Below are 12187 nucleotides of genomic sequence, written 5' to 3'. Positions count from 1 at the left end.
CAATCCCAAAACCATTAAAAATTAAATTCAAATGACATCAAAATTTCTAAGTGTTACATTCTTGTTACTCGTAAGTGTTTATGCAAAGGCTCAAGAACCCATAAATATCACTGTTTTTAATAAACAGCCAATTAATTTTCAAGGTAAAAAAGGGACTGATGATGAGGTGGTTCGTTTAATGAATGGTCGTTTAGTATATAAAAAAGTAACCGCTCCTACGTTTGAAGAGGGCACAGATGTGAACATAAAATTAACAGTGCGTTCTGCAGGAGATAAATGGGACAAGTCGGGTTCTGTGTTTGTGGTTAAAAATCTTGAGGATTTATCGATACTTTCTGTGGCAGAAAAAGGTGAAGCCTTTCCAAAAGATTCTTATGTCGACAATAAATATGCTGGTTTTATTGCTAGTGATACCTACAAACCTGTGGTTGAGTTAATGCGTTTTATGACACCTTTTGGCGTTGGCCATTACAGCGATAATAAAGTAAAATACAGAAGGCCTGTTTACATACCCAGTTGGGAGAAGCAAGTAGTATGGCAGCATGATGTTACAAACTTAGAAAGTCTGGTTACTGGTGCATTTTATGTTGGGGTTTGGATTGATTCTTGGACGGCAGAAGGTTATGATTTTGATTTAGAATTTAACTATTCCAACAGAAAGCAACAAAAAGTTTCAGTAGTACCAGTATTAAACACCATACCTTATGTTGGTGGACAAAAAATACCAGATAATTTTGCACATAACGATTTAGAAACCACCATAACACTGCGAAAAGATGCAAAAAACGTGAAGTTGCACTATATTACCACAGGTCATGGCGGGCATAGTGGCGGTGATGAATTTATTAAAATTAAGAACAGTGTTTATTTCAATAATGCATTGGTTTTAGATACTATTCCTTGGCGAGAAGATTGTGCTTCGTTTAGAAGATTTAACCCAACTTCAGGAGTTTGGATAAAAAAGGATTCGGCCTCATATATCGATATGAAAACTCGATCGTATAAAATTAAAGAAATTGAAGAGCGCATCGCTTCATCGGATTTATCGCGGTCTAATTGGTGTCCAGGATCATCTGTAAAGCCTATGGTTGTAGATTTGGGGGACCTAAAGGCTGGGAAGCACGATTTAAGAATAAAAATCCCTGCTACACCTATCGATAAGGAGAAATTAAATCACTGGTTGGTTTCTGCGTATATTACTCATCAATAATTTTAAGGTTAACTTTAGCATAAAATTCAAAAATCTAGTTTGTTTTAAGATGAAAAATTTAATTGTAATTCTGTTTTTAGCTTTTGTAAATATCGGGTTTTCACAAAACTATTCAGACCATTATTACAAACGGAAAGCCTTTTTTGAAAATGAACCAAATACCGAAAACGAAATTATATTTTTAGGGAATAGTATTACTGAAGGTGGGGATTGGAACGCCTTGTTTCCTGATAAAAATGTTAAAAATAGAGGCATAAGCGGCGATGTTACAGATGGGATTTTATTCCGATTAGATGAAGTCACCGCATCACATCCTAACAAAGTATTTTTATTAATAGGCACCAATGATATGGCTCGAGGAAAAAGTATGGTTTATGTTATAGAAAACACAGAAAAAATCATTTTACAAATTCAAAATCAATCCAAAGACACCAAAATATATTTGCAAAGTATTCTACCAATAAACCCTCATATTGGTAAGAAGTTTTCCGGACATAAAAACAACCATCAAAAAATTATTGCGGCTAATAAGCGTTTAAGGGCAGTATCAAAAAAATACGATGTAAAATTCATAAACCTTCACAAACGCATGCGCAATAGTAAAAAACACCTAAAACCAGAATATACTTACGATGGCTTACATTTAAGTGAAGAGGGCTATCAAAAATGGAAAAAAATAATTAACAAATACCTAAAGTAGCATGCCTAACAAACCAAGACCTTATGTATTAGCAGAAACCAATTGGAAAACGGTAAAAACACAAAATTATACGGTTGCCGTTTTGCCTTGGGGAGCTACAGAAGCACACAATTTTCATTTACCATACGCCACAGACAATATTTTATCTGAGGGAGTGGCCATTGAGGCCGCAAAAATTGCTTGGGCTAAGGCTGCGAAAGTGGTGGTGTTGCCAACCATTCCTTTTGGTGTAAATACAGGTCAACTTGAAGTGCCCTTGTGTATGAATATGAATCCTAGTACCCAACTGGCAGTTTTAAGAGATATTGTTGATGTTTTAAATCGTCAAAATATCCAGAAACTAGTAATAGTAAATGGTCATGGCGGAAATAATTTTAAACCAATTATTCGGGAACTGTCAGTGGAGTTTCCTGATGTTTTTGTGTGTGTTTTAAACTGGTGGGATGCCGATAACGGCAACGACTTTTTTCACGAACCTGGAGATCACGCAGGTGAGTTAGAAACCGCTGTTACCATGTATTTAACACCGCATTTAGTTTTACCTTTAAATGAAGCTGGTGATGGTGCGTCTAAACAATTCAAGATAAAAGGTTTAAAAGAAGGTTGGGTGACAGCACAGCGTCAATGGACTATGGTTACAGAAGATACCGGTGTTGGGAATCCTAAAAAAGCAACGAAAGACAATGGAGCACGTTTTTTTAACGCTGTAAGTCTCAACATAGCCTCTTTTTTAGAGGAATTGCATCATGCCGATTTAGAAAATATGTACGACTAGTTATAAAATGTATTATGTATTACAAATAAGCAGTTTTCGGCTATATTTGTAGATTAAATTATTAAACAAATTAATTAAAATGCCATTAGTAATGAAAAACATTAAATTATTATGGATGATGGCCCTTTGTTTTGGGACTTCCTCTTTACAAGGGCAAACCCTTGATCCTATAATCGAAAATCCAGATGTTATCGGGATTAATAAACTAGCGCCAAGAGCTACTTTTTTTCCTTATTCAAATTTAGATTTAGCACTGCAGAATGAGCCCTCTAAGGCTGAAAATTATTTATCTTTAAATGGTATTTGGCAATTTAATTACAGCGATACACCAGAGGTAAGACCAGCAGATTTTTACAAAGAAGATTTTGATACTTCTCAATGGGACAAAATAAAAGTGCCAGCCAACTGGGAGGTTGAAGGTTTTGGAATACCTATTTACGTAAACCAAACGTATCCGTTTCAAAAAGGCGAGCTAAACCCACCAGATATTCCAGATGGAAATAACCCTGTTGGGTCCTATAAAAGAACTTTTGAAATCCCAAATAATTGGGACGGCAAAGCAATCTACATTCATTTTGGTGCTGTAAAATCGGCATTCTATATTTGGGTTAATGGTGAGAAAGTGGGGTATAGTCAAGGTTCGAAATTACCAGCAGAGTTTAACCTAACCAAATTTGTTAAACCCGGAGAAAATAGTATTGCTCTAGAAGTTTACCGTTGGAGTGATGGCAGTTATTTAGAGTGTCAAGATTTTTGGAGAATTTCTGGAATACAACGCGATGTATATTTATATGCAAGACCAAACGTACAACTAACAGATTATTTTGCAAAAGCTGGTTTAGAAAATAATTATACCGATGGCGTTTTTGATTTAGCCGTAGATCTTAAAAATAGTGATGCTAAAAGTCAAAACGGAACAATTTCGGTAGCTATTACAAAAGACAACCAAACCGTTTTTTCTGCTAATTCACCTTATAATTTAACAGCTAACGGCAACGCAACATTAAAGTTTAATAAAACCATTCCGCAAGTAAAATCTTGGTCGGCCGAGACTCCAGAATTATACCAATTAAATATTCTCATTAAAGATAGAAAAGGTAATGTTTTAGAAGCCATATCTAGAAAATTAGGATTTAGAACTTCTGAAGTAAAAGGAAGTCAATATTTAGTAAACGGAAAACCTATTTTATTTAAAGGAGTAAATAGGCATGAACACGATCCAGATCATGGCCATGTGGTTTCTCGCGAGGATATGCTTCGAGATATCAAAATTTTTAAAGAGCATAATATCAATGCGGTGAGAACTGCGCATTATCCAAACGATCCGTATTTTTACGAATTGTGTGATGAATATGGCATTTATGTTATTGATGAAGCCAACATAGAATCTCATGGCATGGGTTATGCTTTAGACCGAACTTTGGCAAACAATCCAGCTTGGTTAAAAGCTCATAAAGATAGAGTAGAGCGTATGATTGAGCGGGATAAAAATCATCCGTCTATCGTGATTTGGTCCTTAGGAAACGAGGCTGGAAATGGATACAATTTTTACGAATCGTATTTATTAGCTAAAAGATTAGACGAAACCAGACCAACACAATACGAGCGCGCGGTGCACGAATGGAATACCGATTTATTTGTACCTATGTACGATACTCCTGCAATGGTAGAGGCTTATGCTAAAGACGAAAGACGAACAAAACCGTATGTACAGTGTGAGTATGCGCATGCTATGGGAAATAGTATGGGTGGTTTTAAAGAATACTGGGACTTGTATGAGAAATACGATAAATTACAAGGTGGTTTTATTTGGGACTTTGTTGATCAAGGTTTAAGAACGGTTAAAAATGGAAGAGAAATTTTTGCTTACGGAGGCGATTTTGGTCCAGAAGGCACACCAAGTGATAATAATTTTTTAAATAACGGTTTGGTTCAGCCAGATCGACGTTTAAATCCACATATTTTTGAAGTTAAACACATACACCAAGATGTGAAATTTTATGAAAATGATCTTGCCCATGGTACTATTGATTTGAAAAACTGGTATTTCTTTAGAGATTTATCAAACTATACTCTAAACTGGGAAGTCATTGCAAATGGCAAAGTGGTGGAATCTGGAATTATAGAAGATATAGTAACAGCACCACAAAGTATAAAGACGGTGAGTATTCCGTTTAAAAAATCATTTGAAGATAATATGGAGTATTTTTTAAATGTCTCTGCTGTTTTAAAATCAGATGAGCCTTTGTTGAAAGCGGATCATATTTTAGCTTATGAGCAATTTGAACTTCAAAAAGGACAAGTAGCTGTTCCTAAAAAAGCAACGGCTTCTGTAAAGCATCAAATTAAAAACGATATTATAACAGTTTCTGGAGACGATTTTGAGATTTTATTTAATCAGAAAACTGGAACCTTAACAGATTATAACTTCAAAAATAAAAGCTTAATTAAAAGTGGGCCAGAAGTGAATTTTTGGAGAGCACCTGTTGATAATGATTACGGAGCAGGCACTCAAAATAAATTTAAAGTTTGGAAGGATGCACCGCAATCTGCTAAGGTGATTGCTTCGGTAAAAAAACGATCTAAGAACGAACTAGAAGTGACCTTTACCAGAGCTATTTTAGACGGCGATGCCCAATTAGTACAGGCTTATTTGGTAGATGGTAATGGCGCTGTAAAAATTACAAACCATTTAAAAGCGTTAAAAGGAGAGTATCCTAATATGTTTAAATTTGGGAATAAAATGATCTTACCAGAAACGTATAAAAACATGACATTTTATGGTAAAGGTCCTTTTGAGGCTTATGCAGATAGGCAGCATGCTGCTAAAGTAGGTTTGTACAATCAAACTATCGAAGAGCAGTATTACCCATATATACGCCCACAAGAAACGGGAAATAAAAAAGATGTGCGCTGGGTAATATTAACCAAAGAGGATGGTTCTGGTTTGCAGTTTTTAAGCGAAACACCTTTTCATATGTCTGCACTAAATTTTAGTGAAGACGATTTGCATACAGGCGATAAAAAATTGCAACACCACGCCGGAGAGCTCGATCCGCGAAAAGAGGTGTTTGTAAATATTGATGGGTTTCAACAAGGTATTGGAAGTATAAACAGTTGGGGTAGATTGCCCTTAGAGCAATACAGATTGCCATATCAAGACTATATGTATTCTTACTGGATGGTGCCTATTGAAAAGTAAAAGATTTTAAGATTTTGTTTTAAAATTAAAAAAGCCTTAGATGAAAATTAGACATCTAAGGCTTTTTTGTTAGTCTTCATTTGTTTAAAGAACTAGCGATAAACTTAAAATTAATTGATCTGGACGCGTGTATAATCTATTCTCAACATTAATACCGTTGTTGTCTAAAAAAGTAGCTTCGTTTTTGCTTAAACCTCTTTCATATCTTAGATCGACTCCTAATTTGTTTAGGTTAAAACCAACGCCAAAATTTAGTCCTACCGTAAAATCATTTTTTACTTTATTAATGGACAGGTCTGAAGTTTTAAAATCTGTATCTAAAATATACTGTAAGGACGGTCCTCCAAAAACACTTATAGGCCCAAAAACTTTCATTCCTACCAGTAATGGGGCATCTAATTTTTGCATTTTAAAACTGCTGCTAGCATAATCACTTTTTGTACTGGTATAAACTAATTCTGGTTTAAAATACAAATGGCTTCCAAATTTAGCAAATACGCCAAGGTGGTATCCTATATTGCCATCTGGTTTTTGGGCATTGGCATCTATAGATTCAAAATAATTGCCGTTAGCGTTGTAATTTAAACCGGCTTTCACACCATAACCGCTTTCTGACTGTGCGTAAGTGGCAACAGAAATGAATGCACATAGTAAGGTAATAAAAAATGAATTTTTCATAATTGTTCGTTTTTAAGGGTTTTGTTTATACTTACAAGAACGTTGCCAAACTAAAATTATTTCTTTTTTTAGAATTGTTCCAATTAAAAAGGCCCTTTTGTTTTAACAAAAGGGCCTGTACATACAATTAATTCTTACAACGACTATTTTCTTTTAATAACGGCTAAAGCTTTGTCGACAATAGCAGCGCTATTTAAACCGTATTTTTCCATGAGTTGAGCAGGGGTTCCAGACTCTCCAAAAGTATCATTTGTTGCTACAAATTCTTGTGGTGTTGGTTTGTGTAAAGCTAGAGTTCTTGCTACGCTCTCACCTAATCCTCCTAAAATGTTATGCTCTTCTGCAGTAACGACACAACCTGTTTTGGCAACCGAATTTAAAATAGCTTGTTCATCAAGAGGTTTTATGGTGTGAATGTTTATCACTTCTACCGATATCCCTTTTTCATGCAATACTTTAGAGGCTTCAAGAGCTTCCCAAACTAAATGTCCAGTGGCCACAATCGTAACATCTGTACCCTCGGTTAATGTGATTGCTTTTCCTATTTCAAATTTCTGGTCTTCTGGTGTAAATACAGGTACTGCTGGTCTTCCAAAACGTAAATATACTGGACCTTCGTGTTCTGCAATCGCGATTGTCGCCGCCTTAGTTTGGTTGTAATCACAAGTGTTTATAACGGTCATGCCTGGAAGCATTTTCATTAATCCAATATCTTCAAGAATTTGATGTGTTGCACCGTCTTCTCCTAAAGTTAATCCAGCATGAGAAGCACATATTTTTACGTTCTTATTCGAATAAGCTATAGATTGGCGTATTTGATCGTAAACACGACCTGTAGAAAAGTTTGCGAAAGTTCCTGTAAACGGAATCTTACCACCAATGGTAAGACCAGCTGCAATACACATCATGTTTGCTTCGGCAATACCAATTTGAAAGAAACGCTCTGGGTTTTCTTCCATGAATTTATCCATTTTTAAAGACCCAATTAAATCGGCACAAAGGGCAACAACATTAGGATTGGTTCTACCAAGCTCTGTTAATCCAGCACCAAAACCACTTCGAGTATCTTTTTTTTCTGTGTATGTATATGTTTTCATAAGTTTAAAATCGTAATTCGTAAAATCTGAATTTGGTTAATAATCGCCTAAAGTTTCTGGGTTTTGAGCTAACGCCGTAGCTAATTGCTCGTCGTTTGGCGCTTTACCATGCCAAGCATGGGTGTGCATCATAAAATCTACGCCATTACCCATAACAGTTTTTAGCAGGACACAAACCGGTTTTCCTTTACCTGTTTCAGCTTTAGCATCTGCCATACCTTTTAAAATAGCCTCAATATTATTACCTTCTTCAACTTCAATTACAATCCAATCAAAAGCTTCAAATTTAGCTTTAATACTTCCCATAGGTAAAACATCGTCTGTTGCGCCATCAATTTGCTTTCCATTTAAATCAATTGTGGAAATTAAATTGTCAACCTTTTTACCAGAAGCATACATAATCGCTTCCCAATTTTGGCCTTCTTGCAATTCGCCATCGCCGTGTAAAGAATACACTAAATGCTTGTCGTTATTAAGTTTTTTTGCTTGAGCGGCACCAATAGCAACACTCATACCTTGACCTAATGAACCAGAGGCAATACGAACTCCTGGTAAGCCTTCGTGCGTGGTTGGATGCCCTTGTAAACGGGAATTAATTAATCTAAAGGTGTTTAATTCATCGACTGAAAAATAACCTGTTCTTGCCAATACACTATAGTACACTGGAGAGATATGACCGTTTGATAAAAAGAAAAGGTCTTCACCAATACCATCCATTTCAAAATGGTCTTTTCTATCCATAATCTCATTATATAAGGCTACAAAAAATTCTGCACATCCTAATGAACCTCCTGGATGACCAGAATTTACTTTGTGCACCATGCGTAAAATATCTCTACGAACCTGTGTTGTTAAATCTTCTAATTGTTGTGTGTTTGGCATTTTTAAAATATTAGTTTTTTGCGCGACAAAAGTAATCTTTTAAATACCTTAAACAAAATTGATACCCGTGATTTATTAACCAAACCATAAGATTTGCTAACAAATCCCCAATTATTAATTAAATTGTATCAAAATATAACTTGAACCTTTTATTTAACTTCCTAAATTAAAATAAAAAAATTATGTAGGTTTGTGCTCTATATACGTATTCTAAATGAAGTTTGAATTAAAAGCGACAGACCCCAATAGTAAAGCGAGAGCAGGAAAAATTACCACAGATCATGGCGTTGTAGAAACCCCGATTTTTATGCCTGTAGGTACTGTAGCTACGGTAAAAGGAGTCCATCAAAGGGAGTTGAAAAATGATATAAACCCAGATATTATTCTTGGTAATACTTATCATTTGTACTTGCGTCCGCAAACTCATATCCTTGAAAAAGCTGGTGGATTGCATAAGTTTATGAATTGGGATCGCCCTATTTTAACCGACTCTGGAGGGTATCAAGTTTATTCTTTATCTGCAAATCGAAAAATTAAGGAAGAAGGTGTAAAATTTAAATCACACATTGATGGTAGTTACCACACGTTTACGCCAGAAAATGTTATGGAAATACAGCGTACTATTGGGGCCGATATCATAATGGCATTCGATGAGTGTACGCCATACCCTTGCGATTATAATTATGCAAAACGTTCGATGCATATGACGCATAGGTGGTTAGATCGCTGTATAAATCATTTAGAAAAAACACCTTTGAAATACGATTACAATCAAGCTTTTTTTCCAATCGTTCAAGGGAGCACTTATAAAGATTTGCGCCAACAATCGGCAGAATACATTGCAAACGCTGGAGCTGTAGGTAATGCCATTGGAGGCTTGTCTGTAGGCGAACCAGCCGAAGAAATGTATGCCATGACCGATGTGGTTTGCAGTATTTTACCAGAAGATAAACCAAGGTATTTAATGGGTGTTGGAACGCCTATTAACATACTTGAAAATATAGCATTAGGCGTCGATATGTTCGATTGTGTAATGCCAACACGTAATGCTAGAAATGGGATGTTGTTTACAGCTCATGGTACTATTAATATTAAAAATTTGAAATGGGCAGATGATTTTTCTCCAGTTGATGAGATGGGAATAACTTTTGTAGATACCGAATATAGTAAGGCCTATTTAAGACATTTGTTTACGGTTAACGAACTGTTAGGAAAACAAATTGCGACCATTCACAATCTGGGGTTTTATATGTGGTTAGTTCGCGAAGCACGGAAACACATTATAGCTGGTGATTTTAGAATATGGAAAGAAAAAATGGTGAAACAAATGAGTAATCGTTTATAGATAACAGTTATAGATAACAGTGGTCAAAATGTTTTAAACCAGCTTAATTTATTAATGGTTTTCTCAAAGTGCTTATGGTTTTAGTGCCTTAAAATAAATAAGATATTACATTGAAAATACTCGATTGGTACATATTAAAACGTTATTTGTTTACATTTTTTATGATGTTGCTCTTGTTTATTCCAATAGGAATAACAGTGCATCTTGCCGAAAAAATTGGAAAAATTCTTGAAAACGAAGTGCCTTTCGAATCTGTAATGCTTTATTTACTGGACTTCACGATTTATTTCGCACACTTACTGTTTCCGCTATTTTTGTTCTTATCTGTTATTTGGTTTACATCTAAGCTTGCTAATAATACCGAAATTATTGCTTTTTTAAGCTCTGGTGTGTCGTTTACTAGGTTTTTAAAACCTTATTTAATTGGAGCGTTTATTGTTGCCGTTTTGGCCCTTGTTTTAGGACTGTATTTAGCACCAAAAGCGAGCCAAGGATTTAACGATTTTAGCTATAAATATTTAAAGAAGGGCAGGAAAATTTCTGAAGATCAGAATGTTTTTCGACAAATTAATGACAACGATTTTATTTATGTTAGTAGTTTTAGCCTTAAAAATAAACAAGGAAGTAATTTTGCTTTAGAGCACATCAAAGACAATAAACTCGCTTTTAAAATAAATGCAAGTTCTATTAAATTTATAGAAAAAGACAGTACGTATCAATTAACAAATTATACCAAACGTACCATAGGCGAGTTTGATGATATTATTGAAACGGCACCTAAAAAGGACACGCTTTTTACTTTCGATATTGAAGATTTGACTCCGGTTATTTATATTGCCGAAACCCTTTCTTATGGCGATTTAAAAGATTTTATAGCAAAAGAAGAGAAGAGAGGATCTTCTAATATTGGGCGTTATCAATTGGTGCTTTACAGAAAATGGAGTTTACCGGTATCGGTGTTTATTTTAACCATTATTGCCGTTGCAGTGTCTTCGGTTAAAAGGCGTGGTGGTATGGGAGTGAATTTAGCGGTTGGAATCTGTATAGCCATGGTTTTTGTGTTTTTTGATAAAATTTTTGGTGTTATGGCAGAACAGTCCGATTTCTCTCCGCTTGTTGCAGTTTGGTTTCCTAACGTCATTTTTGGCATTTTAGCCGCTTATCTTTTACAAAAGGCTAAACGCTAAGTTTTGATATGAAACAGTTTATTTTAAATACACCTAAATTTAAAAACTATTTACATCTTCATCTCCTGGTGTTTATTGCCGGTTTTACAGCAATTTTAGGAGAATTAATTACAATAAGTGCCATCCCTTTAGTTTGGTTTAGAATGGTTATGGCTTCTATTTTAATGTTTCTTTATATTAAAATAGCAAAGGTAAAATTAGTAGCCTCCAAAAAGGCCATAGTGCAATTTTCGTTTGCGGGAATTGTTATTGCTTTGCACTGGATTACGTTTTTTGGTGCCATAAACGTATCTAATATTTCAATCGCATTGGCCATGTTTTCTACTGGTGCTTTTTTTGCATCTTTTATTGAGCCTTTGGTCTATAAAAGGGGCGTTATCTGGTATGAAATTCTATTTGGGATAATGGTAATAATAGGTGTTTTTATAATAACTCAAGGAGAATTTAAACATATTAACGGTATCATTTTAGGTATCGTATCTGCATTTTTGTCGTCTTTATTTGCGGTGCTTAATGGTAACTTCTTAAAACAACATAAGGCTACAGTGATTTCATTTTATGAGTTTTTAAGTGGCGTCGTATTCATTTCAATTTATATACTCATTTTCGATGGTGGTTTTACAACGGGTTTTTTTAATTTGAGCTCTTCCGATTTTGGTTACCTTTTTATTTTAGCTTCAGTTTGCACGGCTTATGCTTTTATTGCTTCTGTTCATGTTATGAAACTTATTAGCCCTTATACAGTAGTTTTAACCTATAATTTAGAACCTGTTTATGGCGTTGCACTCGCCGTTTTAATTTTTCCTGAAAAAGAAAAGATGAGTCCAGAGTTTTATTACGGAGCCTCTTTAATTATAGCAACCGTTTTAATAAATGGGGTTTTGAAAAATATTAAAAAATTGAAAGTAAAGCGGACAAATTAATAGCTTGTTAATTTTAAAAAATATTTTCAACTTTGGCCTTACTGCTTTAGTGTTTGTTCCCATCCGTTTTAAATTGTATATATTTACCCAAAAATAAATTCAACTAGATATTATGAAGTTTAATTATTTCGTTTTGTTTCCAATTTTAAAACAAAATAAAAATATGTAATTTTGTACACTAACTAAAA

The 12187-nt window shown here is 34.7% G+C and carries 10 protein-coding genes; 7 read left to right on the top strand and 3 right to left on the bottom strand.

Going from position 1 to position 12187, the window contains the following annotated elements; translation table 11 throughout:
• Nucleotides 1–31: 31 nt before the first annotated feature.
• From FEZ18_RS00845 to FEZ18_RS00830, 4 genes are all read left to right on the top strand, one after another.
• Nucleotides 32–1210, top strand: a complete 1179-nt coding sequence (locus tag FEZ18_RS00845) for a PNGase F N-terminal domain-containing protein (RefSeq protein WP_153266559.1) — start codon at nt 32–34, stop codon at nt 1208–1210.
• 49 nt (nt 1211–1259) lie between these two features.
• The gene (locus FEZ18_RS00840) at nt 1260–1910 is read left to right on the top strand and encodes a GDSL-type esterase/lipase family protein (RefSeq protein WP_153266558.1); all 651 of its coding nucleotides are present in this window, start codon (nt 1260–1262) and stop codon (nt 1908–1910) included.
• A gap of 1 nt (nt 1911) precedes the next feature.
• On the top strand, nt 1912–2685 hold the full coding sequence (locus FEZ18_RS00835; protein ID WP_153266557.1) for a creatininase family protein: 774 nt from the start codon (nt 1912–1914) through the stop codon (nt 2683–2685).
• A 91-nt stretch (nt 2686–2776) separates the two neighbouring features.
• The gene (locus tag FEZ18_RS00830) at nt 2777–5887 is read left to right on the top strand and encodes a glycoside hydrolase family 2 TIM barrel-domain containing protein (protein WP_194269495.1); all 3111 of its coding nucleotides are present in this window, start codon (nt 2777–2779) and stop codon (nt 5885–5887) included.
• An 84-nt stretch (nt 5888–5971) separates the two neighbouring features.
• Here FEZ18_RS00830 and FEZ18_RS00825 read toward each other — a convergent pair whose 3' ends face one another.
• The 3 genes from FEZ18_RS00825 to FEZ18_RS00815 all read right to left on the bottom strand — a co-directional run bounded on the left by FEZ18_RS00825 (nt 5972) and on the right by FEZ18_RS00815 (nt 8553).
• On the bottom strand, nt 5972–6565 hold the full coding sequence (locus FEZ18_RS00825) for an outer membrane beta-barrel protein (RefSeq protein ID WP_153266555.1): 594 nt from the start codon (nt 6563–6565) through the stop codon (nt 5972–5974).
• A gap of 143 nt (nt 6566–6708) precedes the next feature.
• Nucleotides 6709–7662 (bottom strand): transketolase family protein, encoded by a 954-nt coding sequence (locus FEZ18_RS00820; protein WP_153266554.1) that lies wholly within the window; start codon nt 7660–7662, stop codon nt 6709–6711.
• A gap of 36 nt (nt 7663–7698) precedes the next feature.
• Nucleotides 7699–8553, bottom strand: a complete 855-nt coding sequence (locus tag FEZ18_RS00815; protein WP_255473339.1) for a transketolase — start codon at nt 8551–8553, stop codon at nt 7699–7701.
• A 205-nt stretch (nt 8554–8758) separates the two neighbouring features.
• Here FEZ18_RS00815 and tgt point away from each other — a divergent pair, with 205 nt between their 5' ends.
• The 3 genes from tgt to FEZ18_RS00800 all read left to right on the top strand — a co-directional run bounded on the left by tgt (nt 8759) and on the right by FEZ18_RS00800 (nt 11999).
• Nucleotides 8759–9889 carry a tRNA guanosine(34) transglycosylase Tgt gene (tgt, locus tag FEZ18_RS00810; RefSeq protein WP_153266552.1) on the top strand — a complete coding sequence of 377 codons (1131 nt, stop codon included), beginning with the start codon at nt 8759–8761 and terminating at the stop codon, nt 9887–9889.
• A gap of 110 nt (nt 9890–9999) precedes the next feature.
• Nucleotides 10000–11076, top strand: coding sequence for an LptF/LptG family permease (locus FEZ18_RS00805; RefSeq protein ID WP_153266551.1), 1077 nt, complete (start codon nt 10000–10002; stop codon nt 11074–11076).
• Between the two features lie 8 nt (nt 11077–11084).
• Entirely contained in the window at nt 11085–11999 is a 915-nt protein-coding gene (locus FEZ18_RS00800) for a DMT family transporter (RefSeq protein WP_153266550.1), read from the top strand.
• The last annotated feature ends 188 nt before the right edge of the window (nt 12000–12187 follow it).

Origin of the sequence: Oceanihabitans sp. IOP_32 (assembly GCF_009498295.1) — a bacterium.
GTDB lineage: Bacteria > Bacteroidota > Bacteroidia > Flavobacteriales > Flavobacteriaceae > Wocania > Wocania indica.
This window is presented reverse-complemented; position numbering and strand designations above follow the sequence as displayed.

Coding starts and splice junctions, on each gene's coding strand:
- FEZ18_RS00820 (WP_153266554.1), bottom strand. CDS start 7,662: ATGAAAACATATACATACACAGAAAAAAAAGATACTCGAAGTGGTTTT.
- FEZ18_RS00835 (WP_153266557.1), top strand. CDS start 1,912: ATGCCTAACAAACCAAGACCTTATGTATTAGCAGAAACCAATTGGAAA.
- FEZ18_RS00845 (WP_153266559.1), top strand. CDS start 32: ATGACATCAAAATTTCTAAGTGTTACATTCTTGTTACTCGTAAGTGTT.
- FEZ18_RS00800 (WP_153266550.1), top strand. CDS start 11,085: ATGAAACAGTTTATTTTAAATACACCTAAATTTAAAAACTATTTACAT.
- FEZ18_RS00840 (WP_153266558.1), top strand. CDS start 1,260: ATGAAAAATTTAATTGTAATTCTGTTTTTAGCTTTTGTAAATATCGGG.
- tgt (WP_153266552.1), top strand. CDS start 8,759: ATGAAGTTTGAATTAAAAGCGACAGACCCCAATAGTAAAGCGAGAGCA.
- FEZ18_RS00825 (WP_153266555.1), bottom strand. CDS start 6,565: ATGAAAAATTCATTTTTTATTACCTTACTATGTGCATTCATTTCTGTT.
- FEZ18_RS00830 (WP_194269495.1), top strand. CDS start 2,777: ATGAAAAACATTAAATTATTATGGATGATGGCCCTTTGTTTTGGGACT.